This is a genomic window from Stenotrophomonas sp. LM091 (genome assembly GCF_001806305.1).
GTDB classification, from domain to species: Bacteria; Pseudomonadota; Gammaproteobacteria; order Xanthomonadales; family Xanthomonadaceae; genus Stenotrophomonas; species Stenotrophomonas bentonitica_A.
On the sequence record NZ_CP017483.1, the window covers coordinates 307,211 to 332,554 of the forward strand.

Sequence of the window (25,344 nt, forward strand, 5' to 3'; positions counted from 1 at the left end):
TCCGACTGGTGCCGTCAACGGCCTATCCGCTATGGTCGCAACCTTCCAAGGATCCGGAGAACCCATGTCGCGCGCCCTGACGCTTACCACGCTGGTCGTCTCCAGCCTTGCCCTGGCCGTCTCCGGCTGGACCGCGCTGCGCCTGCACCAGAGCCAGTCCGATGAGCGCGTCATCACCGCACGCGGCCTGGTGATCCGCGATGCCAGCGGCCAGGCGCGGGTGATCCTCGGCGCACCGGTGCCCGATCCACTCACCAAAGGGGTCACCCAGGGGCCGCGCGCCTCACCGCTGTCGGGCCTGATCCTGCTGGGTGCCGACGGTTCCGAGCGTGGCGGCTACGGCACCGCCGATGTCGGTGACGAGGCCATCCTCACCCTGGACGATGCCAGCGGCACCACCGAAGTGTTCAAGGTCACCGCCAATCCGGACCGCGGCGCGACCCTGGTGGTCAAACACCAGAACAGCACCGGCGCGATGCTGACCTCCTGGCAGGGCAAGCCGGAACTGATCTTCCTCAACGAGGACGAACAGTCGCACTACGTCAGCCCCAACGCTGCCGCTGCCCCCTGAACCCCGGCGGCCAGCGCCTCGCGCAGATCCCGGGCGAAGCGCCTTGCGTCGGTCGCGGTCAGCGTGGCGGTGGTGATTCGCACCCCGTGCACCGGCGTGTGGACCGAGAACACTTCGCCGCCGCGCACCTGCCAGCCCCGCTGGGCCAGGGCCATCACCAGCGGCTGGCTGTCACACTGCAGCGGCAGCCACAGGTTCAACCCATCCATCTGCGCGCCCACCGCGATGCCTTCGGCCCGCAGCGCCTGCCGCAGCACCTCCCGGCGCGCCACGTAATCATCCCCGGCCCGTTTCATCCGCGCTGCCACCCGGCCAGACCCCAGCGCCGCGGCCGCCGCGTCCTGCAGAAGATGGCTGACCCAACCGGTACCCGGTGCCATCCGCAGGCGTAACCGGGCTGCGGTTTCGGCATCACAGCCAATCAACGCCAGGCGCAGGTCCGGCCCCAATGACTTGGACAGCGAGCGCAGCAACGCCCAACGCCGGGTCGTTGGCGGAATCACCGCGTGATACGGCTGCCGGGACAACAATGCGAAATGGTCATCGACCAGCACCAGCACCTGTGGGTAGCGCTCCAGCACCTGGCGCAGCGCGCGCGCACGTCGCCGGCTGAGGCTGGCGCCGGTGGGATTGTGCGCACGCGGGGTCAGCAGCACCGCCCGCGCGCCGGCGGCCAGCGCCTGTTCCAGCGCCTGGGCCTGCATGCCCTCGTCGTCGATCGCCACCGCCACCGCGTCGTAGCCGGCCGCACGCATCGTATTGAGGCTGCCGAGGAAACACGGGTTCTCGACCGCCACGGGATCACCGGCCAGCAACCAGCAGGCCAGCACACGTTCGATCGCATCGACCGCGCCGTGCGCCAGCTCCAGCGCATAGCCGGCCGGACAATCCGCGGCCAGCTGCTGATGCGCCAGTTCAGCCAGCACCGGATCGATCGTCGCTGCGCCATACAGGCGTGGCGGCCGCGCCGGCAACAACGCACGCAGGTCCGGCAGGCAGCGCGGATCCGGATTGCCACTGGCCAGATCGTGCAGTGCCGAGCCCGCCTGCGTGCCCTCCTGCGCCCCAGGGCTGGGCCGTGCACTGACCAGGGTGCCGCGCCGGCCCTGGGTCTGGGCCAGACCGGCCGCGTCCAGTCGCTTGTAGGCCGACGCGACCGTGTTGCGGTTGATCCCCAGTGCGAGCGCCAGATCGCGGACCGGGGGCAGCAGTTGCCCGGGCACCAGCGCGCCACTGAGGATCTGCTGGCGGATGCTCTCGAACACCGCACTGGCGGTCTGGCCGGTGATTTTCATTTTGTCCTATGCCAATATGCTCATCGTCACGGGACAGTGTTGCACGTGCGCTGCCGCCTTGCAGCCGTCCCCGCTTCCGGAGCTCCCCATGCCCATCGCTGCCCCCACCTGGCCCCAGGCCACCACTGTCGACGAGATCCGCCACAATTTGCAGGCGGTCCGCGAACGCATCGCCCGCGCCTGCGCGCTGGCCGGCCGCGATCCGGCCAGCGTACGGCTGCTGCCGGTCAGCAAGACCGTCGATGAAGCCCGCCTGCGCATGGCGTGGGACGCCGGCTGCCATGAGCTCGGCGAGAACAAGGTGCAGGAAGCCCAGCGCAAGGCCGCGGCCATGGCCGACCTGCCCGGCCTGCGCTGGTCGGTGATCGGCCACCTGCAGACCAACAAGGCGCGCGACGTGGCGCGCTTCGCCAGTGAGTTCCAGGCGCTGGACAGCCTGCGCGTGGCACAGGCACTGGATCAGCGGCTGGAACTGGAGCAGCGCACGCTGGACGTGTTCGTGCAGGTCAACACCTCCGGCGAGGACAGCAAGTACGGCCTGGACCCGATCGAGGTCGCCGATTTCGTGCAGCAGCTGCCGGCGTTCTCCAACCTGCGCGTACGCGGGTTGATGACGCTGGCAGTGTTCTCGCCCGATCCGGAACAGGTACGGCCATGCTTCGCGAGACTGCGCGACCTGCGCGAGCGGCTGCGCCCCACGCTGCCGGCGGGCATCAGCCTGGAGGAACTCTCCATGGGCATGTCAGGCGACGTCGAGATCGCCATCGAAGAAGGGGCTACCGTCGTGCGCGTCGGCCAGGCCATCTTCGGTGCGCGCTCCACCCCGGACAGACTCTACTGGCCGAGCCCGGCATGAGCCACTATCGCTTGATCATCCATTGCCACGATCTACGCTGGGGCCAGTTCGACAGCGAGGGCCCGCAGGCCCGCGAGCACCTCATCGCGCTGGCCGCCCGACTTCCCGATTCGGACGGTTTCCGTCTGCATTGGCAACAGGCGATCGGGGAGCAACGGCTGCTGCACAGTGGGCCGGACGGACTGAAGGTGCTCAGCAGCGAGCCGGTGTACCGGGACATGCCTGCGCCCTGAACGGCCGCCCCCCGGGTTCACTCCAGGGCACCCATCGCACGCCGATGCGCCGGCCGACACCGGATGTGCCATGCTCGCCCCGTTGCAACCCACCTGGAGAGCGTCATCATGGCCAAAGGCCTGAACCAACAGAAAGAGCAGAAAAAGAAACCTGCCAAGACCGCCAAGGAAAAGAAGGCGGAAAAGAACGAAAAGAAGACCACCCGCGGTTTCGCACCGGTCTGACGGCGGCCGCCCGCAGTTGCGCGGGCATCATGGGAGTGCGGCCACACTACGGTGTCCCGCATCTCCTCCCCTCCGCCAACCGCAGCCGCTGGGCATCGGTCGCCGGGGGCAGGCCGAACAGCCGTGAGTAGTCCCGGCTGAACTGCGAAGGGCTTTCATAGCCCACGTTGAAGCCGGCCCCGGCCGCATCCAGGCCATCACTGACCATCAGTCGCCGCGCCTCCTGCATCCGCAGCTGCGTCCTGAAATCCAGCGGACTCATCGCCGTGACCGCCTTGAAGTGCGCATGGAAACTGGAACGGCTCATGCCCGCGATCCCGGCGATCTCTTCGATCCGGCAGGCCTCCCGGAAGTGCGTGCGGATCCACGTGCTGCCCTGGTCCCCGCTCGGCGGTGGCATCCTGACCGGCAAGTACAGCCACGCCGATCTCTCCGACGAGAACAGTGCGGACGTGGCGAGCAGTCGCAAGGGCGTGATCGCATCAATCGGCCATCTCAACGAACGCTCGCTGGCGATTGCCACGGTAGTGGGCGAGGTGGCCGAGGAGCTGGGCGTGACGCGCTCGCAGGTGGCCATTGCCTGGACGCTGGTCAATCCGGCCGTGGTCTCGCCGATCATCGGCGCCCGTACCGTCGCGCAGGCCGAAGACAACCTCGGCGCGCTGGAGATCGTCCTCAGCGAGGCGCATCTGGCCCGGTTGGATGAGGCCAGTGCACCGGCACCGATCTTCCCCGCCCGCTTCATCGGCCGGCCGATGGCCCAGCAGTTGATCTTCGGCACCGCCACGCTCCGCGGGGAGATCCGCCGATGACCCGGCTGCCGCTACGCTGATCGCCCTGGACGGCAAGCCGTATCACAACGACTACGTCTGGATCTTCCGCATGCGCGATGACACGGCGGTCGAGGGGAAGATGTCCTCCGCCGGATCCCCGCCAAGAAGGCACCCTGACGCCGCCGCACTTTCGCCGGTATGCCGGTTACCCGCGGTGGCTACCGTGGGCATTCACGCCTCAGGCGTTGACGTCGACCACGGTGCGGCCCTGCACCCGCCCCTGCAGCACCTGGCCGGCCAGCGCCGGCACCTCGGCAAGACTGATCATCTGCGTGGTGCGGGCGAGCTTGCCCAGATCCAGATCCGCCGCCAGGCGCGTCCACGCCTGTTCGCGTGCGGAATACGGCGCGTTCACCGAATCGATACCGGCCAGGGTCACATTGCGCAGAATGAAGGGCAGCACGGAGCCCGGCAGATCGGCCCCCTGGGCCAATCCGAAGGCGGCGACCACGCCGCGATAGCGGGTCTGCGCCAGCACGTTGGCCAGCGTATGGCTGCCCACCGCGTCGATCGCACCGGCCCAGCGTTCCTTGGCGATCGGCGCGCCCGGCTCGGACAGCGTCGCGCGGTCAAGAATCTCGGCGGCGCCCAGTTCCTTGAGGTAGGCGGACTCCTCCAGCCGGCCGGTCGATGCCACCACTCGATAGCCAAGTGTGGACAGCAGCGCGATGGCGATGGAGCCGGCACCGCCGTTGGCACCGGTCACCAGGATGTCCCCCTGGTCCGGTGATACACCGCCATGCTCCAGCGCCAGCACCGACAGCATCGCGGTGTAGCCGGCCGTACCGATCGCCATCGCATCGCGGCTGGTGAACGCCTCGGGGATCTTCACCAGCCACTCGCCGGGCACGCGTGCCTTCTGCGCATAGCCGCCGTGGTGGGTCTGGCTCAACCCCCAGCCGTTGACCAGCACACGGTCACCAGCGGCGTAACCGGGATGGCTGGAGGTCTCGACCACACCGGCCAGATCGATACCGGGGATCAGCGGGAAGGTACGGATCACGGGTGAGCGACCGCTCAGCGCGAGGGCATCCTTGTAGTTCACCGTGGAGTACTCCACGGACACGGTGACGTCGCCGGGCATCAGGTCCTGCTCGGTCAGCTGGACGACACCGGCGCTGATGGCATCGCCGGTCTTGGTGGCAAGGAGGGCGTTGAAGGACATGGGATCTCCGTTTGCGGTGCATGAGGGACAGTGCAGACCAGACCAGTGTGCGCACCTGGCCGTACCGTGGCGTTAAATCGCTGGGATCACTCCACAGTACAGAGCAGGGGCTCCACCCGGAGATCGGCAGGAAGATGGCCGGCATGTCGGGCACCACACCGGAGAACATGGAGCTGTTCCTGATGACCTGCATCAGCAGTACGGCGGTGCCGAAGGCCTACCTGAAGTCCATCGGCGTCAACTAGGCGGAGATCGATCAGCTGAAGGTACGGTTGGATCAGGTGGGCTGACCGCAAAGCATGACGCAGGCGCCGGGGGACGCCCGGCGCCTGCTCGATCCGAGGTGAGCCAGCAGCTCTCGATCCCGGTCGAGCACGCGGCGCTGCGTGAGCATGAGCGATGACGGCCTATTGCGCCAGCGGCTCACCCAACGGGCGCTGCTGCCGCTCGTCCTGATCGAACGTGATGTAACGGCGGTGGATGCGCTTGGCATCCATGTCCCAGCGATACGTCTCCACCCCGCCGTTGCCTGTACCGTCGGACAGAAGACCGACAATGCCGCGGGTCAGGTTGTCCGTGAGCAGTACCTGGGAAGCACCGTCGGCATTCACGCGCAGGCTCAGGCGATCACGCAGGTGATCCTCGCCCTTCCCCACCGGGGCATCGAAGGCAAGAGCTACCAGGCCATCTTCGTGGGTTGCCATCCCACCGCGTTCATCGCCTTTGGCGTCGTACAGCCACACACCGGCCGTGCGCGATCGCCTTCCGGCATCAACTGCATCCTGGCCCACCTCAACACGCATTACGCCTTGGTCATCCAGCACAACGACGCGATGGGCACGGAGTTCATCAACGGTGAGTGTTCCGCGCGGCGGCATCGACAATGCGATGACTGCCACCGCCAGGGCTGCAACAAGCAGTCCAAGGGCGATAGTCAACAGAGTGAGGCGGCGTACGGACGTGCGAAGCACCTCCAGCGGTTCTACAACGTCCATGTGCGTGGTGCTCCTTTGCTGATGTCCTTCCTTGGATCATAGCCCTGGCATCGCCGCTGACCTTGCGCCACGCGGTGATACCTGGTCGGCCAGGTACCCTCTTCCAACGCCATCTAAGGCTGCCCGGCCATCACACGTTGAATCCAGTCCCGATAGTGACTCACGCGCACATTGCAGGTCACCTGCCCATAGCGCCCGGGTCGGGCCGTCAGCACATTGCCCTGGACGACTTTCCACGACCCCTGCCCGGCCAGCAGCCACTGGCCATCGTGCTCGACGAGCACGGGGCCACCGCTGTCACCGTTGCCCAGCGCGCCCTCGAGCGGCAGCGCTTCTGGTGGTGCATCGAAGACATAGCAGAGCCAGCGGTCGTAGGCACTGGTGATCCGGTTGATTGCACGCCGGAGCTCAGTGCGATTGGGGCCGTTGGGAGAGTGCCCGGTAGCACCGGTACCCGTCGCGCCCTTCCCCAGGATCTTTGCCACCTGACCGGCCTCGTCGCTGCCGCTGTAAAGCACAACAGGCGCGACGTCGGTGACGGGCGTCTTCAACTTGATCAGGGCAACATCATCGCCCGAGGCCAGAAACACCACGATCAGCATCGCCTCGCCACTGGCCATGGCCTGGTCGATCAACGTCTGCGGCAGCGTGCGATAGCCGGGATGGGTGACGACGCGCTCGACGTCCCGGGCACTTCCATTGATCACCACCTGCTTGAGGTCGGCATGCATCGGCAGCGTGTGCGCGGCGGTGAGCACCCACTGCGGTGCGATCAGCGCACCGTGGCCTTCGCCGGGCATGTCCACGAGGGCGGGAAATTCGGTGGCGGGAACGCGGTACCGCGCATCGTCCACGTCGTCGCGGATGACGATGGCATGGGCGGTCGAGGACGCGACCGTGAGCAGGGCAAGAAGCAGGAATCCTTTCACGTGTGATGCCTTGAGGGTCTGACAGGGGCGTCCAAGCGACGGGCGGTGGCCTGAAGTCTGCGCTGCGTCGTTACGGCTCCCGCTCACGGGCTTCCAGCGCGCTGGCGAACTTTGCCATCAAACGCACCAGCTCCGATACCTCCTGCGCGGGCCACGACGCGAAGATCTCACGACCGATCCGCTCGCGTGCGGCGTCCAGCCGATCGGTCATCTCCTTGCCCTTCGGGGCGATGGTCGCCTCCCGGATACGACGGTCCTGGGGGTTGCCGCGACGCGTGACCAGCTCCATCGCCGCGAGCTTGGCGACCTGCCGGCTGATGGTGGTGTAGTCGCGGCCCAGCCGATCGGCCAGGTCCACCACGCCGATGGGGCCGACCCGCTCGATCACCACCAGCAGGCGGAACAGGGCCTGGTCCAGCGTCACCCCGGCCTCCTGGATGAGCCGCTCATCGTTGCGCGGCCGGTTCATCACGCTGGCGAGGCTGACCATGGAGAGGTGAAGCGACCTTAGCTCGGCCGAATTATGTGTATCTTGCACCTTCTTTTTCGCAGGCATAGCATCCTCTCCAAGTAAGTGCATATTACACACATATGGAGCGGCGACATGGGGACGACCCCTGAAGTAGTGATCTGCGGTGCCGGCGCTGCCGGCCTCAGCCTGGCCATCGAACTGGCCCGCCGCGGCGTGACATTCCGCCTGGTGGAGCAGCGGGAACAGCCCTTCCATGGCTCACGTGGCAAGGGCATCCAGCCGCGTAGCCAGGAAATCTTCGAGGACATGGGCATCATTGACAGACTGTTCGCCGCCGGCGGCCTCTATCCAGTCTCGCGGTCGCACCATGCCGATGGCACCGGCACGGACGCCGCGGTCATCGAGGCCGCCCCGGCAACACCGGCCGAACCCTATCGGCGGCCGCTGATGGTGCCGCAGTTCCTGACCGAGGCCGTGATGCGCGATCGCCTCGCCGAGCTGGGCCACCGGGTCCAGTTCGGGCACGCAGTGATCGGGTTGGAACTGGACGCCAACGGCGTAAGCGTCCGCCTTGCCACGTCAACGGGCGAGCAGACCGTGCGCACGCGCTACCTGGTCGGCGCGGACGGCGGTCGGAGTTTCGTACGCCAGGCACTGGACATCGGCTTCCCGGGCAAAACACTGGGCGTGCGAGCGGTGGTGGCCGACATCGTGCTGCACGGTCTGCCGCGCGATGCCTGGCACAACTTCAACGAAGACGACCCGCAGCGGCGGATCTCGCTGTGCCCGCTGATGGGAACGGCGCTGTTCCAGCTGCAGGCCCCCGTACCGCTCGACGGTGACGTGGACCTTTCCGTCGACGGGCTGGCGGACATGGTGCGCGTGCGTACCGGCCGCAATGATCTCGCGGTGCTCGATGTCTGTTGGGCCTCGGCGTACCGGATGAACGCGCGATTGGCCGACCGGTACCGCGACGGCCGCGTGTTCCTCATCGGCGACGCCGCCCACACGCATCCGCCCACGGGCGGCCAGGGCCTGAACACCAGCGCGCAGGACGCCTACAACCTCGGTTGGAAACTGGCGACGGTGTTGAAGGGTGCGCCGCAGGCCCTGCTGGATACCTACGAGCAAGAGCGCCGCCCCATTGCAGCCTCGATGCTCGGGCTTGCCACGACGCTGCTCGCCCAGGCCCGGCGCGGCGACAACCGCCGCGGGCGCGAGGTCCAGCAGCTCGATCTCGCCTATGCTGAATCGTCACTCACGCTGCCTGCCGAGGCCCGCAGCGGACGCATTGCGCCGGGCAACCGGGCGCCGGATGCGCCGCTGCAGGGCGCGGGTGGACAGCGCGTGCGCCTGTTCGAGGTGCTGCGCGGAACGCATTGGACATTGCTGGGTCACGAAGCGGACCGCGGCGCAGCACCGTCGAGAAAGGGGTTGCATGTCCATATCATCGGCCACCGCGGCGACCTGCGCGATGCGGAGGGGCACTTCGTCGAAACCTATGGCGTGCAACCGGGCGACTGGCTGCTGATCCGGCCCGACGGCTACGTCGCCGCTGTCGTCGACACGCCGCACCTGGCGGCGCTGCTGGCGCATTTTGAACGCCATGCGCCGTGACGACGCATTACTTGCCGGCAGAACCCGCGCGGGCTCCCTCATCGCCCTGGGTCGCCTCGCGACTCTTCGCGAACTCCGGGAAGGTTTCGGCTATCGAGGCCTTGTCGGGCAGCACGTAGAACACCCCGCCCCGCTGGAACGTGGATTCAATGATCTGCGCGTAGAACGCCGGCGAGACATTGATGCAGCCATGGGTGACGCGATTGTCGTCCGGTGACGCCGATGCCAGGCGCTCGGCCCGTCGCTCTTTCGGGACACCTGTCGCTGTGGGGTGGATGGAGACGGCGGAATCGTAGTCGACCCACAGGACGCGGCCCGCGTCGATGGACGGCCCAAAGCCCCCCACGAAGCGCCCGGCGGGCGTCGTGCGATCCCGGCCTGGAATTTCGCGAAGGGCGAGTCCGGCGATGCCGGGCGCGATATGGTCGCCGGTGGCCGAGCCGAACAGCCCGGGGGCGGCGCCGCGAAGTTTGCCTTCGCCGTCGAAGACCAGGATCTGCGCAGCGGCCTTGTCCATGATGGCGAACGGATAGCCCTGGCTGTCCTTGGTGGCGACAACCCAGCCGGCCAGGTCAATGACGGTGTTGGAGACTTCCTGGCCCGGCGGAAGTTCATCGACGGCGGCGGCCGGTTTCGCGACAGCCTCGTCGGCATTGGCCACGCCAATGCTCGCGAACGCCAGCGCCAGGGTCAGCGCCCCGCGAAGGGCCAGGACGGCAGGAGATGAGTGCTTACGGATGGGACACTTCCTTGCAAAAGACATTGCACGACCAACGGGGACCAGTGGCCTGCACAGGCCACCGGTCGCCGATTCAGACGTTGCACACAAACGGTGCAGAAGCGATCAACCGCGCGGCTTGCGGCGGGGCGCCTGTTCGAGCTGCTGGACGCGACCTTCGATCTGATCCAGACGCTGGTTGGCCTGCTGCGCCGACTGGTTGGCCGACTCGGCACTCTGGGCGGCGCCCTGCACCTTCGTATCGAGTTGATCCAGGCGGGAGTTGATGGTGGCGAACTCGTCTTTATACGTAGCGCAGGCACTCAGGCCCACAGTCGCGATCAACGCCACTGTCAGCGTACGCGCCGTTGTCAGTTGCTGTTTTGTCAGGAACATTGCACTGCCTCCTTCGTATGGGGTGTTCGGACGATAGCGGCCTCATCGCCAGAGCCATGACCGGGGTTCAGTTGAAGCCGAAAGACGTAGAGGGAACGTGAAGAAACTGAACGCTTCCGATCAGGGTTCGCCGCTGAGCTGCACGTCCATCGCAACGCGTTTCAGGTGCGACAACATGGCAAAGGCAAGGCCACGCCACTGCTCCGCACGCATCGCCTGCCGCCCGTTCCAGCAGAGCCGCCAACGCCGCGTGGTCGTCGTGACTGTCACGCAATCCGGCGTTGCCAACGGCATGTGCACGCCCTACCTCGCCGGCAGGGTCGTACGAATTTGACTGTCCGATACGTCACTCACCCGCGTCGCCCGGATCGCCCACGCCCGATCCCCACCCCTTCGTCAAACCCCACCCGTCGCCGCCCCGCTCCAGGCGCCATCCTTCGCCGAGTACGAGCGTCCAGCCTGGTCCCGTCCATCTGGAACCCGCGCCGTCCACTACGCCGCCGCTCACGCTGAGCAACGCCCAATCCCTGGACAGAAGCCCCCCGGATACTGCCGTCAACTCGCCCCACTCATCCCGCACCGTCAGCGGCGTATAGACCGTCCCGGCATCATCGAGCGGGAACAGCGAGCGGGGATCGAAGGAGATCGACGGGTTGCGCAGGGGCAGACGAACCGCATCGTTGCCGAGGAAACGCTCGCGATAGCCGGCACTGCGTCGCTCCCGCTCTTTTGCTCGCTCGCGTTCCTCTGCGCGCACCTCATCGGCGCCATAGCCGGCATCGTTCTGTGCGATGCCGGCCCCACGCCATGCGACGCCCAGCGCATCCGCCAGCAGCGCAGGCAACGTCGTGCCCGCAGACACCGCGCGGCGCCACGCTGGCGACCATCGGTCGAGCAGCAGTCCGTACGCGGGCCCGGTCACGTACGCCGTCGAACGCACGAAACTCTGCGACGCATCCGCCTTGGCGAGTGCACCTACGGCGGCAGCTGTCGCATCGCCACCGTGGGTGGCCGCAGCGATCGCGCGTCCCGTGTACTCGGCCAGGCCTTCATTGCGCTCCACCTTCGCTTCTTCCTCCAGCGCGCGCGTCGGCGGTGCCGCGGAATCCGCACGCAGAGCCCTGTAGCCCAGCGCTGCTGCCGCATGCTGGCGCGCTTGGTGCTCGTCGCGCGTGGAAAGTGCCTGCGCCAGCGCGCGCATCTCCAGCCGCAACGCCGTGCGACCGGCCTCCCCATCCAGGTGTGCCGTGTCGCCCTCGGCGGCAGGCAGACCGAGGGCCGCCTGCACGCAGTGCCACTGCTCGTGCCAGAACAGCGTCGCCAATCCGTCCCGGTCGCCGGGAAGCGGCAGAAGCAGCAGGACGGCAGGGGCGCCATCGATCGTGATGCAGGTGTTGGCGGGCGGCTGGTCATTCCGCAGTACGACAGGCAGCGCGGCCCCTGTGGCGGAGTCTCTGCGCCAACTGCTCCCGGAGGCACGGTCATGCACGATCACCGGCGCGTCCAGCGGCATGCGCCACAGCGCCTGTGCGGCCTGCGTGGAGGCGGGTGCGTCCGCCACGGTGGCGATGCGGGCCAGCGCCTCCTCCACGCCCGCCGGCGGACGCTGGGTCGCAGCCATGCATGGCATCAGCCAGAGACCGGCGACGCTGGCTGCAACGGCGGCAGCAGCGCTGTATCGCCGTGCAAGGCGCCGCTGCTGCCGCGCCCGTTCCGCTGTGGACTTCCCTGCCCTCATCTCCGGCCTCTCCCTGACAGCACCCGCGCTGCGTCAGATCCGGACGGTAACCCACGCCAGCCCGCGATGTCATGACGTGCCGCTGGCGCGCTATCTCATGGCGCGCGCCGCGCAGCCACCCAGCGGGCGCCCAGGCGCCGGATACGCAGGCTTGGCGCGCCGGGCCCGGGCGACACCGCGGGGATCAGCGCCAGCCGCGATTGTGGTTGCGGCGGTCCTGGTTCCAGCGACGCTGGTCATGGCGGCGATCGTGATGGCTGGTGCGCCCGTAGCGGTGGCCACGGTCATAGCGACGATCACGGTCGTAGCGATGATTGCGGTTGTCGCGACGGTCCTTGGTGGTCACGTTGCCGATGGCGCCACCGGCCACTGCTCCGCCGGCGGTCATCAGCGGATCACCGTTGGACAGCACGTGCCCGGCTACGCCGCCCACGACGGCGCCGACCAGCGTGTTCTTGTCCTTGCGCGACATCGCATCCGCATTGCCTGCCGCGGTCACGCCAGCGGTCAACGCCACTGCCAGGGCCAGGCCGCGGAAGCTGAAAAGGGTCGAGGTGATCATGGTGGGTTGCTCCTGGGAAACGGTGTTGAATCGAATCTGGTCGCCGAAGGTTGCCGGAACATTGCGTACCCACGGATGAACCAACCCCCTGTTCAGGTTTCGTGGGCAGGGCGTGTTACGCCATCGGCCGCTTCACGTACGCATTTGTTATGGTGCCCTCCGTCAGCCCCTCCTCCCTGGAATCCCATGCCCCGTACGCCTTCCACCGCCCCCTCCGCAGCAACGATGAATATCCGCCTGGCAGCGGCGGTCGCGCGGTCGGGACTGGACGAGCAGGCGCTGCTCAAGGCGGCGACCAAAGAGGCCTATGAGCGGGTGACTGTACTGCTGACCACCAGCTATGCCGATTTCAGCCCCGAGCAGCAGCGCCGGATCCGGGCGCTGCTGGACACCGCGCCTGCGGCCAGGCGCGGGAAAGCCCCCAAGGCCGCCAAGGCCCCGAAGGAAGATCTGCCGCCCCGTTTCTGGTTGCCGCACAGCGGCGCCACCTGGTCGGGCCGCGGGCGCGTGCCGAATGCTTTCCTGTCCTGGGAAGGCACGGTCGCGCATACCGAATGGAAGAAGACCCACCCCGATCAGCGCTTCCCGTCCTATCCAGGCTGAGGCCGCACGCATGCCCCAGACCGTCATTCCGCAACTGCGCATGACCGATGCCGCGATCAGCGTGCCGTTCTACCAGCGGCTCGGGTTCGCGATCGACTGGGAACATCGCTTCGCACCGGACATGCCGCTGTTCGTGCAGATCAGCCGTGAGGGCCAGCAGATGTTCCTCAGCGAACACACCGGCGACTGCGAGCCGGGAGGCGCCGTGTATTTTCATGTGCCTGACGTGGACGCATTGCATGCCGCGTTCGTTGCGGCCGGCGCGCCAGTCTTCCGACCGCCGGCCGATGTGCCGTGGGGCGGGCGCGAAATGATAGTGATCGACCCGGACCACAACCGGCTGCGCTTCGCCACGCAGGGTGACTGATCGAAGCGACTATGATGGTCGCCATTGAACGAAGCAGTGGTTGCAGATGAGTCGCGGAATCAAGATGCGCAAGGCGGTGGGCACGCACGGCACCCTGCACCGGGTGGGCGACCTGCAGAAGCGTCATGACGCGCAACAGACCCTGCCAACCCTGCTGTGCGATGGGTGCAACGTGCCGGTGAGATTCGTTCCCGAGCATAGCAGGCCCGGCGTGGACCGCGCCCCGCCCCTCCATTTGCCCGCCTACCTCGCCTTGAACAAAGGCACCGGGCATCTGCCCGGGTGTCGCTACAACGCGCCCGCCCATCTGCAGGCCCTGTTTGCCGCCGGAGCCGATCCCGAGTTTCTGACGACCCTGGATGATGGGACGCACGAGCTTCGCCTGCTCATCCTCCAACACGCCCTGAAACGCGGCAGTGCGGGCCCGGCGCTGCTGCCGGCAGACGCACCGCTGGACGGTTACCTGCGCACCCTCACCGACCTGCTCACGCTGCAGGCGATGTGCGAGGACGACACGCTGCTGGCCGCGCAGCTGACCCTGCGCCTGGGCAAGAAGCGGGTGGACTGGACGAATTTCCTCTACCGGCAGGAGCGCTACGACGCGGCATGGGAGCGGCTTGGCGCCGCCTCCAGCGAGCTGCCGATGGCACTGCTCGGGACCGTGCGGTCACATCGCACGCCGCAGCCCGGTGACCCCCATGGCGTCACCTTCCTCAACTGTGCTCCGAAGTATCAGCACACCGGTGTGACCGACCGCCGGGATTTCTACGAAGTCAGCGTCGGGCACCCCGATGCCACGTGGCTGAAGTCCTTCCCGGTAGGGGCGGAGATCGTGATGTTCGGGTTGTGGCGCCAAGGCAGGAGCAGCACCGCCTCCCGGCCGCATCCGACCGATCCGCGCCGCACGATCACCAGCGTCACTCATAAGCTGGCCTTGCGGCCGAGCGTTGCCCGGCAATTGACCCTGGTGGAGTGATTCGCTCGGTGGGCATGGTTTTCCTGTGATAGACAGCGCGCAACGCTAACGACATCCGATGTTGAGGAGATGTATCACTACATTTCAAATGCGAATGGTTCGTGATACGATTGTTAAGATTTCTTGAAACCCCACACGGACGTCCCCAGCCATCGCCAGCGGGCTCCCATAGCCACGGAGTATTTTCGCGATGTCGCACCCCTCCCCCTCTCCCCGTCGTTCCGCCGCCACCCTGGCCATTGCCATTGGCCTGGTGCTGACCGCCCAGGCGCATGCCGATGCTTCGGCGGACGCCGCCGCCTCGCCCCGCCAGATGGATACGGTCGTGGTCACCGCCACCGGCGCCCAGCAGTGGATCAAGGACGCCCCGGCCAGCATCAGCGTGATCACCCGCGAGGAGATCGAACGCAAGCCGGTCAGCAGCATCGGCCAGCTGCTGAGCACCGTCCCCGGCGTGACCGGTGGCTATGCGCTGTCCGGCGCGCAGTCCAAGATCCGCCTGCGCGGCCTGCCCGAGCAGTACACGTTGATCCTCATTGACGGCCGCCGCCAAGGCAATTCCTCCGGCGTGAACTACCGCGATGACCTGGGTCCGCAGGATCTGAACTGGCTCTCGCCGGACATGATCGAGCGCATCGAGGTGGTGCGCGGGCCGATGTCCTCGCTGTACGGCTCGGACGCGATGGGCGGCGTGATCAACATCATCACCCGCAAGATCGCCAACGAATGGGGTGGCTCGGTCACCTTCAACTACAGCAAGCCGGATTCCCCGACCCGCGGTGACACCACCCAGATGGGCGCGCTGTTCAGTGGCCCGCTGACCGAGAATCTGGGCCTGCGCGTCGGTGCCAACGTGACCAATCGGGAATCGGACACCGGGCGGCGGCAAACGCCGGGCAACAAGGCCGAGAACGCCAATGCCCTGCTCAACTGGCGCATCAACGATGACCACACCGTTGGCTTCGAAGCCTCGCGCGGCGAGCAGCGAAACAGCGGCGCTGGGGACGTCGGCGCCTGGGGCCTGTCCAAGCTGGTGCAGACCGGCTATGTGGTCATGCACGATGGTCGCTACGGCGATGCCGCCACGTCCAAGACGACGCTGGTGCAGAACGATTACGAAGACAAGGGCAGCGCTGTCGGCAACCACTCCAAGGAGACGGTGTTCGATACCGCGTTCACCCGCAGCTTCCATTGGGGGTTCGAGCAGAGCTTGAACGTGGGCGGCCAGTGGAAGCGCGAGGAGCTCAAGAACGGCGATACCATCGGGACGGTGCCGGTGACCTGGACCGGCACGGGCCGGATCAGCCCGGTCAGTGAAGCCGATTCCTGGGCGCTGTTCGCCGAAGACCACATCACCCTGCACGAGCGTTTCATCCTGACCGTGGGCCTGCGCTGGGACAACACCGACAACTACGACGACAACCTCAGCCCACGCGTTTACGGCGTCTGGCACCCGTCCGATGACTGGACCGTGCGTGGTGGTGTCTCGCAGGGCTTCCGTGCACCGACGTTGAAGCAGGGCACGGCCGGCGCGGCGACGCAGTCCGGTGGCAACGGCTGCACCGCCCTGACCGCCGAAGGCTGGACCAACCGCTCGGTCAGCGCCGATGGCACCACCGGCTGCTACATGGCCGGCAATCCGAACCTGGAACCGGAAACCAGCACCAACTACGAGCTGGGCGTCGGCTTCGACAAGAACGGCTGGTCGGCCTCGGCCACCTACTTCCTCACCGATTTCGACGACAAGATCCAGCAGGTTCCGCTGCGCGAGATTCCGGGCCAGACCACCAGCTTCGTCAACGGATTCTGGTGGACGGTCGCGCAGAACATCCAGAAGGCCCGCACCCGCGGCGTCGAAGCCAGCGTCACGGTGCCCCTGCATGAGCGACTGAACTGGATCACCAATGCCACCCGCATGCTGGAGTCGAAGAACCGCACCACCGGTGCGAGCCTGCTGGTGGTGCCCAAGCTGACCGCCAACACCTCGCTGGACTGGCAGGTGTCCGATGCGTGGTCGCTGAACCTGAGCGCGCAGCACATCGGCGAGCAGCTGGTGTCCTCCACCAGCGCCACCTTCGCCAAGGCGTACACCACCTGGGATCTGGTCACGGGCTACGACGTCAATGAGCACCTGACCGTGCGTGCCGGCGTGCTCAACCTCGGCGATGTCTCCACCATCGAGGAAGGCAACAACTACGACGGCGGTGCACGCACCTTCTTCGTGGGTGCCACGGCGCGGTTCTGACCGCGCCGGGTCGAGTGCAGACCTGAAGCAACGAAGGGCGGCGCGGACTTAACCGCGCCGCCCTTCTGCGTTGTGGAGCACCGCCTCGTTGCGCGCTGCCGTCCACGCGCGCAGCCCCATCACCGCCAACCCGACAAAGACCAGATACAGCACGGCGGTCACGTGCAGTGACTTGACCATGTACATCCCGACGTAGACGACATCGACCAGGATCCACAGCCACCACGCCGCCGTGTGCCGGCGCGCCTGCCACCACTGGGCGACCAGGCTCAGCGCGGCCAGCATCGCATCCAGCCACGGCAGCGCTGCGTTGGTGTAGACATGCATCGCCGCGCCGAGGGCGAGGCCGAACACCACGCCGATGGCCAGATCACGCCACACGGCGACCCGCGCCAACGGCACGATCGCGACCCGCCCATCGTCCTCGACCTGGCCACGCCAGCGCACCCAGCCGTAGACCAGGAAACCACCGAACACGATCTGCAGCAGCGTGTCCGAGTACAGCCTGGCTTCGACAAAGACCAGTGCATACAGCGCGACCGAGATCAGCCCCACCGGCCAGGCAAGGGGGACCCGTCGCGTCATCAGCCACACGCCCAGCATGCTGACGATGGCGGCCGACCATTCCAGGATGGCCGGGTTCATAGCGCGAAGGTGACCGACAGCCGGGCCTGACGCGGCGCGCCCGGGAACAGGTAGTAGTCGCCCGAGCTGCTGCCGGTGTCACGCCAGTAGAAGCGGTTGAACAGATTGTCCACCGAGAGGTTCCAGGTCACCGGATGCTCACCCACGCGGTGTTTGAAGCGCAGCCCGGCGTCGAACACGCTGTAGGCCGGTGCGCTGATGCGGCCGTCGGCGGTGGCCACGTTGGAGGAGGCATAGCGCCAGCCGCCGGTCAGCCCCAGGCCGGTCACGAACGGCAGCTGGTACTCCGCATGCACGGTCGCGCGCGTCTTCGGCACGTTGATCAGCTGATGCCCCTCGTAATCCGGCGTGCCCGCATCGCGCGCGCGGGCCCGCAGGACGCTCGCACTGGCGGCCAGCGACAGGCGCGCGGTCAGCTGCCCCTGTGCGGTGAGTTCCAGCCCGGTATGGGTCTGCTGCCCTTCTTCGACGAAGGTGTAGCCCGCGTCGCTGTCGTCCGGCCTGGCGTACTGGAACGGCTGCGAGGTGCGGAACAGTGCCGCACCCAGCGTCAGCGCATCGCTGGGCACGTACTTGATGCCCACTTCGGTCTGGCGCGACAGCACGGACGGCAGGAACGCACCGTCGTTGGAGGTCCAGAACGGCGCTTCCTGGCCAAGCGAGATGCCCCGCACGTAGCTGACGTACGCATTGACCTCATCGGTCGCCTTCCAGACCAGCGCGGTCTGCGGCAGGAACCGCGACAGGCGGCTCTGCCGCTCGGGATTGCCACGCTTGTCGTAGGCCCGCTCGTCCAGCCGGACGAAGCGGCCACCGGCCAACCACTGCCAATCGCCGAAGCTCATCCGGTCCAGCGCGAACACCGCCGTCTGCGCACTGTCCAGGCGCCGCGCGGACGGACCCGGCATCAGCGGCGACGGGTCGAACTGCGGCACCTGTGCATCATGGATGTTGGCCGTGCCGACGTACTCGTTGACGTTGCGGCGCTTGTCCACGGTGCGCTCGAATCGATCCGCGCCAATACTCAGTTCGTGCCGGATCTCGCCGGTGGCGAAACTGCCACGCAGCTCGCCACGGAATTCCAGGTTGCGGCGGGTGTCGTCCGGGCTGCGGTAATCGTAGATGTCGTAATCGCCGTTGGGCGCAAAGTAGTTGCCCGGCACACTGCCATCCGCACAGCCGGCAGCGTAGTAGCAGCCGTAGGCGAAGGCGACGTTGTCGTCGATCACCGAACGGCTGTAGCTGGCGGACATGCGCGACTGCCAGTTCGGACTGAAATCGAAGGTATGCAGCGCGGTCAGGTTGGTGCTGTCGATGCCGACCGGCCGCTGCCAAGCCTGATAGCCCAGCAGGTGCTTGCGGTCCACGCCTCGCGGCAGTTCGGTGGCCCCCAGCAGCTGATAGCCCGAGGCCGAGCGCTGCGCGCTGGTCTGGTAGTTGGCATCCACCTCCAGTTTGCCGCGCTCGCCGATCAGCCAGTCGGTGGCCAGCGAATAGAAGTTGCGGCGACCGTCGGCATGATCGATGTAGGAATCGCTGTCTTCCCAGGCGGCATTGAAGCGGACCCCGAAACGGGGCGAGAGCCAGTGGCCCAGATCCACGGCGGTGTAGCGCGAGCCTTCCGAGTCGCTGCCGAGGGTGACAGTGCGGACCTCGGCCGGGCGCTTGCCCACGTAGTTGATGATGCCACCCGGGGCCATCACACCGGCGGCGAGGCCGGCCTCGCCCTTGAGGATTTCCACCGCCTGGATGTTCTCCAGCGCCAGCCGCTGCTCACCGGTGATGGCCAGCCCGTTGAAGCGATAGCCGGTGCCGGTATCCAGCGGGAAGCCGCGGATCGCGATGTTCTGGTAGTAACCAACCGGCGCGTAGCTGTCGCCCAGCGACGCATCATTGCTGGCCAGCTCGGACAGCGTCCGGACCTGGCGGCTGTCCAGCAGGTCGCGATCGAGCACGTTCACCGAGGCCGGCGTGCTTTTCCAGTCGCCGGCGCCGAAGCTGCCGGTCTGCGTGGCGGTGGCTGCCGGCTGATGCGCCTGCACGCGCACGGCGGCCAGTTCCGTCGGCGAGCGCTCGGGCGCCTCGGCGAGTTCATTGGCATGAAGGGGCAGCGCGGCGCAGAGGGCGGCGGACAACAACGTAGGGCGGAAGCAGCGGTTCATTCGATTCGTCATCAGCTGGAGGAGACGAAGCGAAGGCGCGCACGCGCACCGACCCATCACGGCGGTATGCCTGCTGCTCAAAGCTCCCTACGCCGGTGCAAACCGAATCAGGTTCCAAGGGACTCTCTCAGCCTGGTTTCGCCAGGCACCCCCGCTTCTGTGACTATTTCACTACAAATGGTACGGATTTGCGAGCCCGCCCCTCAGGCGGCCGCGTGCAGCGCCTTCAACAGGCCCTGCCCGGCCGCGCTGCTGAACCAGTCAGCGTGGCCCAGCAGGAAGGTGTGGTAGGCCACGTCGGCATTGGCAGGTGAGTGCGTCACGCCCTGGAAGTACTCCACTTCCGACAGCGCGAAATCGAGCTGCACGATGGGCAGCAGATCCGCCAGCAGATGCACGCGCTCGGCCGACAGCGGCACGATCTCGCGGTAGCCGGCCAGCAGCGCCAGCGCGATATCCACGCGCACGGCCGCCTCGCCGCTTTCCAGCGCCAGCCAGGCAATGGCGTTGCGTTCGATGGCGGTCGCAAGGTCGAACAAGGCACTGGTCGGTGAGGCAAGACCCAGATCAAGCACGGTATCGACCACGGTGGCACCTCCTTGCTGGCGCCAGAGCAGATTGGAAACATGCCAGTCGTTGTGCGCCCACAGGCGCGGCTCGGCCTGCAGGCGCGCGGCCAGGCCGGCGTGCCACGGCGCAACGGCCCGCCGCAGATCACCCTGCCAGTCCTGCCGCGCGAGATAGGCAGCCAACCCGGGACGACCCGGAAGATCGGCCTGGATGGCGGCGATGGGGTCGGCGGCACGGATCAGATCATCGCGTGCGACCAGCAGATGGGTGCTGCGCTGGGGCGCGTGATAGCGGGCCGACGCGCTGTGCAGCTTGGCCAGCATCCGCCCGGCTTGGCACGCCTGCGCGGTATCGGTCAGCGGCGTCCAGGAAGGTGCGTCGCGGTACAGATCCTGGCCCTGGCCCACGCTATGCAGCTCGTAGGTCCAACCCTCGTGCTCCACCGCCGTGGCGCCATCGCGGTCACGCAACACCTCGACCACCGGCACGCCGTGATCGGCCAGATGCTGGATGAAGCGATGCTCCTCGGCCAGGCTGGCTGCCGTGCGGACGCTGCCATGGTGGCGCTTGACGAACACCCGCTCCCCGTCGGTCTCGACGATGGCGGCGGCGGACATCGGCCGCGGGCTGTGCCACAGCAACCGGCCAGCGCCGGCCAGCGGTGCGAAGCGCTCGCGCAGCCAGCTGACCTCGCGTTCGGTGATGGCGGGCCAGTCGGCGGCCACCTCATCGTTGTTGAGGCCTTGGACGCGGTGGGTGCTGTTGCTCATGGAATGACGGATCGATGACGGGCAAAGTGCGCGCTGTCACCAGACAGTGGGCGCGGCGAGGATAGCAAGCCGGGCCCGGCAAGGGGGAAGCAGATGCCTGCCCTCAGCGCTTGCTGTCGCTCGCCTTTGCTGCGGCCGGCGTGGCCGGCAGCAGGCGAGGCTGCTCGGCATACCAGTCACGCGCACCGGCGAGGTGCCACTTGCGCTGCTCGCCCTGCAGCTCGATGCCGGCGCCCAGCACACCCCAGCGCAGATACAGGTCACCCCGGCGCTTGCCATGACTCAGATCCAGCCGCGCCTGCAGGGACAGCCGCTCATTCTCGGCCTGCAGGTCCTCCACGATCAGCTCGCCACTGCGCCAGCGCAGCTGGCCACTGGCCTGCACCTCGCCGGAATCCAGCATCCCCAGCACCCAGCGCGGGTACTCGCTGCGCTGGGCGAATACCCCGAGCAACGGCCCGGCATCGCGCAGGCGCAGGTCGGCCAGCCCATCCACCTGGAATGGCGCCGCCGCATCGATGTGGCCGCTGCGGATCGCCACCTTGCCCCACCAGCGGCCGTCACTCTTTTCATCGCCTACATGGATGTTGCGCAGCTCCACGGTGGTGCCGCCCAGATCGAACTGGCGGCTGTCGAAATCAGCACGCTGCAGGCGCGCCTGCAGCTGCGCGTCACCGCGCATTGCAATACCGGCGACGCTCAGCCGGGCACCGGTGCCGCGCAGATCGGCACTGCCCTTGCCGACCCGCCCGGAGGCATCCAGTGAGACATCCCCACTGAGCAGGCCGGTCCCGCCGAGCAGGCGCACGTTGTCATTGCCGAGGTAACGGTTGTAGGCGGTCAGGTCCGGTACCCGCGCATCGGTGAAGCGGAGCTGCGCGCGCATGCCGTCGCTCAGCTGCTTCAGGCGCGCATCACCGCGCAGGCTCAACGCAAGCTGCCGCCCATCGAACAACAGCGCCTTGGGTGCATTGGTCGGCGCGGCCTGGAAGCGCGGGATCTGCACCTTCAGTTCGGCCTGCGCAGGCGTGCCCTCGACAATCCGGCCCTGTGCCTGGGCATCGCCCCGCATGCGGACGCCGGCGACTTCGGCCACCGCCGCCACCTGCGGAATATCCACTGTGCTGCCCGGTGCGAGCTCGCCGTCGGCAAGGATGACGTCTGCCTTGAGCAGACCGCCACCGTCGAGATGGAACCACGGCTTTTTCACGAACAGATCGCTGATCCAGTTCAGCGACTGGAACTGCCATGCGCCCTGGACCTTGCCGGACAACCGCGGCAGCAGCTCGGCAGGCGCCTGGAACGGAATCTTCCGGCCGGTCACGCGGAGATCGGCGTTGAGCTCACTGCCCGTCTCCGGGTCACGCGGCAGCCGCGCCTGCACCCGCATGTCCTGCGCCACGTCCAGCTGCAGCGACAGCAGGCCGCGGTCATCTGCGTGTACGCCGGCGTGCAATGGCAGCCGCCAGACCAGACGGCTACCGGGACGCAGCGCCCCCTGCTCCAACGTCACATCGGCAGTGAGGCGCGCATTGGAGACCGCGCTGCCGACCTTGACGTGCGGGCCGCCGGTGTCGATGCGCAGCCCCTGGCTGCGCGCGTCGATCTGCAGCTGCGCCCAGGTGATCCCGAGCTTCTGCAGGCCCGGCGCGTCGTCACGGTAATGCCGCGGGAAGTGGAACCGTGCCGCGATATGGGCATCGTCCAGCACGTTCACGCCATCGAAGCTGACCTGGGCGTCATCGAAGCCGGCGGTGGAGTCGAACAGCTCCGAAGGCCCGCCTTTGAGCTGCTTGAGGAACCCGACATTCCCGTGCCCCTGGCCGACGATCAGCAGCTTGCCGAAGCGCCCACTACGGATCGTGTCACTGTGGATCGCATCGAAACGCAGGGTCCAGCCACGGTCGCCGCGCGGCGGCGGTGGAATGGCGTTCTCGACCCGCTCGACCTCCGCTTCCACGCCCGTCGCGTCGATCCGCGGAATACGCACTTCCTTGCGCAACAGCGCCGGCAGGTCGATCCACGCACTGGCCCGATCGGCACGGAACACGTACTGGGTACGATTGGCCTGGCCGCGCATGCGGATGTTCCAGACCACGGCCTGCCCCGGCATCAAGGTCACCGCCGGGCCGGTCTGCATCGTGAATTTTTCAGGTTTGCGGTTGGTCACCGCATCGAACAGCGGCGTGTTGAGGAATACGTTGCCCGCCAGCAGGTACAGCGCATACAGCGCCAGCAGAGAGAGCAACGCCACGCGCCACGGCCGGGGCCAGCGCTGGACGCGCTCGGGAATCAGGGGCATGTGGATCCGCGACAGGAAGCAGGATGACGGCCCACTATCGGCAACGCGCAGCCGTCACCGCGTGAAGGCGTGCTAAGGCAGCTTTGCGATCACCTTGATCTCCACGTCGAATCCGTACAACCAGGTCACCCCGATGCCGGTCAGCGTCGGGTACGGCGCCTCGCCCCAGTAATCGGGCACGATCGCCCAGACCCGTTCGAAGATCTTTTCGGGATTGACCAGGAACACGGTGACGTCCACCACATCCTCGAACGTGCAACCTGCGGCGCCGAGCACGGCGTTGAGGTTCTCGAACGCGCGCCGCACCTGGGCCTCGAGGTCGGGTTCGGGCGAGCCATCCTCGCGGCTGCCGACCTGGCCGGACACGAACAGGAAGCCATTGGAGCGTACGGCCGGCGAATAGCGGTTGCGCTCGTACAGCGCCTGGCGGCCCGGCGGGAAAACGACGTCACGTGTTGCCATGAACCACCTCTGCCTTGGGCCGATACCGGCCCATCAAGAATGAAAGGCCACGGTAGACCGGCAGGGGCACCGGATAAACGCGGTCTGCTGCCCAACATTATTTGTAGAATCCAAACAATCATCCTCCCCGTGGAAAGCAGATGGACCGGTTCGATGCGATGCAGGCCTTTGCCCGGGTCGTGGAAACGGGCAGCTTCACCAAGGCGGCCGAGACACTGCACATGAGCCGCACCACGGTCACGCAACTGGTGCAGCAACTGGAAGCGCGGCTGCGGGTGCGCCTGCTGAACCGCACCACCCGGCAGGTGAATGTCACCGCCGATGGCGCGGCCTATTACGCGCGGGTGATCCGCCTGCTGGCCGACATCGACGACGCTGAAACCAGCCTGTCGACCGCGGCGGCGGCGCCTCGCGGGCGCCTGCGGGTGGACGTGCCCGCCCCATTCGCGCGGCTGGTGCTGGTGCCGGCCCTGCCCGACTTCCTTGCCCGTTATCCGGAGATCCAGCTCGATCTGGGCGTCAGCGATCGCCACGTCGACCTGATCGATGAAAACGTGGACTGCGTGATCCGGGGTGGACGGATCACGGATCAATCGCTGGTCGCGCGCCATATCGGCGATCTGCCAGCCGGCATCCACGCCTCGCCCGCCTACCTGCAGCAAGCGGGCATCCCCGCGCATCCGCGGGACCTGGAGCGGACCCCGCATCGCGTGGTCGGCTACCTGCGCTCGCGCAGTGGCACGGTTCTGCCTTACACCCTCCAGCGCGGCGAAGAACAGGTCATCGTGAAGGGACACCACCTGCTCGCGCTCGATGATGGCAATGCGTATCTCGCTGCGGGCGTGGCGGGCCTGGGCGCGCTGTGGCTCCCCGACTACATGGCCGCCCCCCATGTGGCCGCGGGCGAGCTGGTACGGCTGTTCCCGGAGTGGCGCATCGAGGTGATGCCGCTGCACCTGGCGTTCCCCCCGAACCGGCATGTCAGTGCCAAGCTGCGGGTGTTCATCGACTGGGTCGCGACGCTGGTGGAGCAGCACATGCCGCCCATGCGTCCGTAAGCGCGGGCGGCTGATGGCACTCGCCGCGCCCCCTGCTATCGGCCACGCGGTGGCGTCCGTGGTTCCTGCGCGACCGCACGATCACCCGGTGTCTTCTTCAGCGGTGCGATGACCAGTGTGTCGCCCCTGCAGACATCCACATCGCGGTAGACCACCCGTCGACCGTTGCGGAACGCGACACGAAGATCGAACCGGCAGCCTTCGTCGGCGAGGCGGACCGTAGTGCCGGCGCCCCCACCCGGCAGGGCGTCGATCGACCGCGGAACGAAGGCCTCGGTCCCGGCAGGCGCGACGTCCAGGGCCACGACACTGTCATGGGCCCGGTTGAGCAGGCCGAGGTAGCGTACCTCCGCGCCGTGCGCGGTACCGGCGAGCATCAGCGAAACGGTCAGGAAGGGGCGGATCAACGTCATGGCAGCGTCTCCAGGCGGGTGATGGACCCTTGCATCACACGCTCGCGCGCTCTGGCCGCCAACCGATCCGGGACGAATCGTCGCCACGACCAGGCCAATCGTAATGGGCCGTCATGGCGCTTCCCGCGCTCCCGCCGCCTGCCTAAGATGAGCGTCGCCAGAAACG

General features: G+C 67.2%; 24 protein-coding genes, 2 pseudogenes and 1 riboswitch. Of the genes and pseudogenes, 10 read left to right on the top strand and 16 right to left on the bottom strand.

Annotated features, from left to right (window positions below; genetic code table 11):
- The first annotated feature begins 64 nt into the window (after positions 1 to 64).
- Positions 65 to 571 carry a hypothetical protein gene (locus tag BIZ42_RS01305; RefSeq protein WP_019185064.1) on the top strand — a complete coding sequence of 169 codons (507 nt, stop codon included), beginning with the start codon at positions 65 to 67 and terminating at the stop codon, positions 569 to 571.
- Here BIZ42_RS01305 and ptsJ read toward each other — a convergent pair.
- Positions 538 to 1,866: a transcriptional regulator PtsJ gene (gene ptsJ / locus BIZ42_RS01310; protein WP_070425316.1), complete on the bottom strand. Its 1,329-nt coding sequence runs from the start codon at positions 1,864 to 1,866 to the stop codon at positions 538 to 540. The genes BIZ42_RS01305 and ptsJ overlap by 34 nt on opposite strands.
- Positions 1,867 to 1,954: 88 nt before the next feature.
- Here ptsJ and BIZ42_RS01315 point away from each other — a divergent pair, with 88 nt between their 5' ends.
- Together BIZ42_RS01315 and BIZ42_RS01320 are read left to right on the top strand one after the other, a co-directional pair.
- Positions 1,955 to 2,722, top strand: a complete 768-nt coding sequence (locus BIZ42_RS01315; RefSeq protein WP_070425317.1) for a YggS family pyridoxal phosphate-dependent enzyme — start codon at positions 1,955 to 1,957, stop codon at positions 2,720 to 2,722.
- Positions 2,719 to 2,955: a hypothetical protein gene (locus BIZ42_RS01320; RefSeq protein WP_070425318.1), complete on the top strand. Its 237-nt coding sequence runs from the start codon at positions 2,719 to 2,721 to the stop codon at positions 2,953 to 2,955. The genes BIZ42_RS01315 and BIZ42_RS01320 overlap by 4 nt, the downstream gene beginning before the upstream one ends.
- A gap of 271 nt (positions 2,956 to 3,226) precedes the next feature.
- On the opposite strand, the pseudogene BIZ42_RS01325 reads toward BIZ42_RS01320, so the two are convergent.
- Positions 3,227 to 3,547, bottom strand: a pseudogene (locus BIZ42_RS01325) (AraC family transcriptional regulator); the annotation flags it as partial.
- 1 nt (position 3,548) lies between these two features.
- Between BIZ42_RS01325 and BIZ42_RS01330 the strand changes: the two are divergent.
- Positions 3,549 to 3,992: pseudogene (locus BIZ42_RS01330) on the top strand (aldo/keto reductase); the annotation flags it as partial.
- A gap of 199 nt (positions 3,993 to 4,191) precedes the next feature.
- Here BIZ42_RS01330 and BIZ42_RS01335 read toward each other — a convergent pair.
- The 4 genes from BIZ42_RS01335 to BIZ42_RS01350 form a co-directional block, all read right to left on the bottom strand.
- The gene (locus tag BIZ42_RS01335; protein ID WP_070425319.1) at positions 4,192 to 5,178 is read right to left on the bottom strand and encodes an MDR family oxidoreductase; all 987 of its coding nucleotides are present in this window, start codon (positions 5,176 to 5,178) and stop codon (positions 4,192 to 4,194) included.
- 407 nt (positions 5,179 to 5,585) lie between these two features.
- Positions 5,586 to 6,173: a hypothetical protein gene (locus BIZ42_RS01340; RefSeq protein ID WP_070425320.1), complete on the bottom strand. Its 588-nt coding sequence runs from the start codon at positions 6,171 to 6,173 to the stop codon at positions 5,586 to 5,588.
- A 113-nt stretch (positions 6,174 to 6,286) separates the two neighbouring features.
- Positions 6,287 to 7,102, bottom strand: a complete 816-nt coding sequence (locus tag BIZ42_RS01345; RefSeq protein ID WP_070425321.1) for a trypsin-like serine protease — start codon at positions 7,100 to 7,102, stop codon at positions 6,287 to 6,289.
- 70 nt (positions 7,103 to 7,172) lie between these two features.
- Positions 7,173 to 7,592, bottom strand: coding sequence for a MarR family winged helix-turn-helix transcriptional regulator (locus tag BIZ42_RS01350; RefSeq protein ID WP_216636704.1), 420 nt, complete (start codon positions 7,590 to 7,592; stop codon positions 7,173 to 7,175).
- Positions 7,593 to 7,706: 114 nt separating this feature from the next.
- Here BIZ42_RS01350 and BIZ42_RS01355 point away from each other — a divergent pair, with 114 nt between their 5' ends.
- Positions 7,707 to 9,191: an FAD-dependent oxidoreductase gene (locus BIZ42_RS01355; RefSeq protein ID WP_070425323.1), complete on the top strand. Its 1,485-nt coding sequence runs from the start codon at positions 7,707 to 7,709 to the stop codon at positions 9,189 to 9,191.
- Between the two features lie 7 nt (positions 9,192 to 9,198).
- On the opposite strand, the gene BIZ42_RS01360 is transcribed toward BIZ42_RS01355, so the two are convergent.
- The 4 genes from BIZ42_RS01360 to BIZ42_RS01375 form a co-directional block, all read right to left on the bottom strand.
- Positions 9,199 to 9,879, bottom strand: coding sequence for a L,D-transpeptidase (locus BIZ42_RS01360; protein WP_070427411.1), 681 nt, complete (start codon positions 9,877 to 9,879; stop codon positions 9,199 to 9,201).
- A 156-nt stretch (positions 9,880 to 10,035) separates the two neighbouring features.
- Positions 10,036 to 10,305 (bottom strand): membrane protein, encoded by a 270-nt coding sequence (locus BIZ42_RS01365; RefSeq protein ID WP_019185050.1) that lies wholly within the window; start codon positions 10,303 to 10,305, stop codon positions 10,036 to 10,038.
- Between the two features lie 346 nt (positions 10,306 to 10,651).
- A complete protein-coding gene (locus tag BIZ42_RS01370; RefSeq protein ID WP_070425324.1) occupies positions 10,652 to 11,926 on the bottom strand; it encodes a hypothetical protein in 1,275 nt (424 codons plus the stop codon).
- Between the two features lie 301 nt (positions 11,927 to 12,227).
- Positions 12,228 to 12,605: a glycine zipper 2TM domain-containing protein gene (locus BIZ42_RS01375; protein ID WP_070425325.1), complete on the bottom strand. Its 378-nt coding sequence runs from the start codon at positions 12,603 to 12,605 to the stop codon at positions 12,228 to 12,230.
- 225 nt (positions 12,606 to 12,830) lie between these two features.
- Between BIZ42_RS01375 and BIZ42_RS01380 the strand changes: the two genes are divergently transcribed.
- The 4 genes from BIZ42_RS01380 to BIZ42_RS01395 all read left to right on the top strand — a co-directional run bounded on the left by BIZ42_RS01380 (position 12,831) and on the right by BIZ42_RS01395 (position 16,796).
- The gene (locus BIZ42_RS01380; RefSeq protein ID WP_070425326.1) at positions 12,831 to 13,208 is read left to right on the top strand and encodes an H-NS family nucleoid-associated regulatory protein; all 378 of its coding nucleotides are present in this window, start codon (positions 12,831 to 12,833) and stop codon (positions 13,206 to 13,208) included.
- A gap of 10 nt (positions 13,209 to 13,218) precedes the next feature.
- Complete coding sequence (locus tag BIZ42_RS01385) at positions 13,219 to 13,575, top strand: VOC family protein (RefSeq protein ID WP_070425327.1); 357 nt, start codon at positions 13,219 to 13,221, stop codon at positions 13,573 to 13,575.
- Positions 13,576 to 13,621: 46 nt separating this feature from the next.
- Positions 13,622 to 14,551, top strand: a complete 930-nt coding sequence (locus BIZ42_RS01390; RefSeq protein WP_070425328.1) for a hypothetical protein — start codon at positions 13,622 to 13,624, stop codon at positions 14,549 to 14,551.
- 190 nt (positions 14,552 to 14,741) lie between these two features.
- Complete coding sequence (locus tag BIZ42_RS01395) at positions 14,742 to 16,796, top strand: TonB-dependent receptor (protein WP_083279758.1); 2,055 nt, start codon at positions 14,742 to 14,744, stop codon at positions 16,794 to 16,796.
- Positions 16,797 to 16,844: 48 nt separating this feature from the next.
- On the opposite strand, the gene pnuC is transcribed toward BIZ42_RS01395, so the two are convergent.
- The 5 genes from pnuC to BIZ42_RS01420 form a co-directional block, all read right to left on the bottom strand.
- The gene (gene pnuC, locus BIZ42_RS01400; protein WP_083279759.1) at positions 16,845 to 17,441 is read right to left on the bottom strand and encodes a nicotinamide riboside transporter PnuC; all 597 of its coding nucleotides are present in this window, start codon (positions 17,439 to 17,441) and stop codon (positions 16,845 to 16,847) included.
- A complete protein-coding gene (locus tag BIZ42_RS01405; protein ID WP_070425329.1) occupies positions 17,438 to 19,603 on the bottom strand; it encodes a TonB-dependent siderophore receptor in 2,166 nt (721 codons plus the stop codon). The genes pnuC and BIZ42_RS01405 overlap by 4 nt, the downstream gene beginning before the upstream one ends.
- A gap of 67 nt (positions 19,604 to 19,670) precedes the next feature.
- Positions 19,671 to 19,766, bottom strand: a riboswitch (TPP riboswitch).
- Positions 19,767 to 19,806: 40 nt separating this feature from the next.
- Positions 19,807 to 20,943 carry a phosphotransferase gene (locus tag BIZ42_RS01410; protein ID WP_070425330.1) on the bottom strand — a complete coding sequence of 379 codons (1,137 nt, stop codon included), beginning with the start codon at positions 20,941 to 20,943 and terminating at the stop codon, positions 19,807 to 19,809.
- A gap of 103 nt (positions 20,944 to 21,046) precedes the next feature.
- A complete protein-coding gene (locus BIZ42_RS01415; RefSeq protein ID WP_070425331.1) occupies positions 21,047 to 23,245 on the bottom strand; it encodes a hypothetical protein in 2,199 nt (732 codons plus the stop codon).
- A 72-nt stretch (positions 23,246 to 23,317) separates the two neighbouring features.
- Positions 23,318 to 23,707 carry a RidA family protein gene (locus BIZ42_RS01420; RefSeq protein ID WP_019185037.1) on the bottom strand — a complete coding sequence of 130 codons (390 nt, stop codon included), beginning with the start codon at positions 23,705 to 23,707 and terminating at the stop codon, positions 23,318 to 23,320.
- A 140-nt stretch (positions 23,708 to 23,847) separates the two neighbouring features.
- On the opposite strand from BIZ42_RS01420, the gene BIZ42_RS01425 reads away from it, so the two are divergent.
- A complete protein-coding gene (locus tag BIZ42_RS01425; RefSeq protein ID WP_070425332.1) occupies positions 23,848 to 24,765 on the top strand; it encodes a LysR family transcriptional regulator in 918 nt (305 codons plus the stop codon).
- A gap of 35 nt (positions 24,766 to 24,800) precedes the next feature.
- On the opposite strand, the gene BIZ42_RS01430 is transcribed toward BIZ42_RS01425, so the two are convergent.
- Positions 24,801 to 25,178 carry a hypothetical protein gene (locus BIZ42_RS01430; RefSeq protein ID WP_070425333.1) on the bottom strand — a complete coding sequence of 126 codons (378 nt, stop codon included), beginning with the start codon at positions 25,176 to 25,178 and terminating at the stop codon, positions 24,801 to 24,803.
- Positions 25,179 to 25,344: the final 166 nt, after the last annotated feature.

Bases quoted from the DNA above. Each gene is read 5' to 3' on its own strand.
- BIZ42_RS01305 (WP_019185064.1), top strand. From the start codon at position 65: ATGTCGCGCGCCCTGACGCTTACCACGCTGGTCGTCTCCAGCCTTGCC.
- ptsJ (WP_070425316.1), bottom strand. From the start codon at position 1,866: ATGAAAATCACCGGCCAGACCGCCAGTGCGGTGTTCGAGAGCATCCGC.
- BIZ42_RS01315 (WP_070425317.1), top strand. From the start codon at position 1,955: ATGCCCATCGCTGCCCCCACCTGGCCCCAGGCCACCACTGTCGACGAG.
- BIZ42_RS01320 (WP_070425318.1), top strand. From the start codon at position 2,719: ATGAGCCACTATCGCTTGATCATCCATTGCCACGATCTACGCTGGGGC.
- BIZ42_RS01335 (WP_070425319.1), bottom strand. From the start codon at position 5,178: ATGTCCTTCAACGCCCTCCTTGCCACCAAGACCGGCGATGCCATCAGC.
- BIZ42_RS01340 (WP_070425320.1), bottom strand. From the start codon at position 6,173: ATGGACGTTGTAGAACCGCTGGAGGTGCTTCGCACGTCCGTACGCCGC.
- BIZ42_RS01350 (WP_216636704.1), bottom strand. From the start codon at position 7,592: ATGGTCAGCCTCGCCAGCGTGATGAACCGGCCGCGCAACGATGAGCGG.
- BIZ42_RS01355 (WP_070425323.1), top strand. From the start codon at position 7,707: ATGGGGACGACCCCTGAAGTAGTGATCTGCGGTGCCGGCGCTGCCGGC.
- BIZ42_RS01365 (WP_019185050.1), bottom strand. From the start codon at position 10,305: ATGTTCCTGACAAAACAGCAACTGACAACGGCGCGTACGCTGACAGTG.
- BIZ42_RS01370 (WP_070425324.1), bottom strand. From the start codon at position 11,926: ATGGCTGCGACCCAGCGTCCGCCGGCGGGCGTGGAGGAGGCGCTGGCC.
- BIZ42_RS01375 (WP_070425325.1), bottom strand. From the start codon at position 12,605: ATGATCACCTCGACCCTTTTCAGCTTCCGCGGCCTGGCCCTGGCAGTG.
- BIZ42_RS01380 (WP_070425326.1), top strand. From the start codon at position 12,831: ATGAATATCCGCCTGGCAGCGGCGGTCGCGCGGTCGGGACTGGACGAG.
- BIZ42_RS01385 (WP_070425327.1), top strand. From the start codon at position 13,219: ATGCCCCAGACCGTCATTCCGCAACTGCGCATGACCGATGCCGCGATC.
- BIZ42_RS01390 (WP_070425328.1), top strand. From the start codon at position 13,622: ATGAGTCGCGGAATCAAGATGCGCAAGGCGGTGGGCACGCACGGCACC.
- BIZ42_RS01395 (WP_083279758.1), top strand. From the start codon at position 14,742: ATGTCGCACCCCTCCCCCTCTCCCCGTCGTTCCGCCGCCACCCTGGCC.
- pnuC (WP_083279759.1), bottom strand. From the start codon at position 17,441: ATGAACCCGGCCATCCTGGAATGGTCGGCCGCCATCGTCAGCATGCTG.
- BIZ42_RS01405 (WP_070425329.1), bottom strand. From the start codon at position 19,603: ATGAACCGCTGCTTCCGCCCTACGTTGTTGTCCGCCGCCCTCTGCGCC.
- BIZ42_RS01410 (WP_070425330.1), bottom strand. From the start codon at position 20,943: ATGAGCAACAGCACCCACCGCGTCCAAGGCCTCAACAACGATGAGGTG.
- BIZ42_RS01415 (WP_070425331.1), bottom strand. From the start codon at position 23,245: ATGCCCCTGATTCCCGAGCGCGTCCAGCGCTGGCCCCGGCCGTGGCGC.
- BIZ42_RS01420 (WP_019185037.1), bottom strand. From the start codon at position 23,707: ATGGCAACACGTGACGTCGTTTTCCCGCCGGGCCGCCAGGCGCTGTAC.
- BIZ42_RS01425 (WP_070425332.1), top strand. From the start codon at position 23,848: ATGGACCGGTTCGATGCGATGCAGGCCTTTGCCCGGGTCGTGGAAACG.
- BIZ42_RS01430 (WP_070425333.1), bottom strand. From the start codon at position 25,178: ATGACGTTGATCCGCCCCTTCCTGACCGTTTCGCTGATGCTCGCCGGT.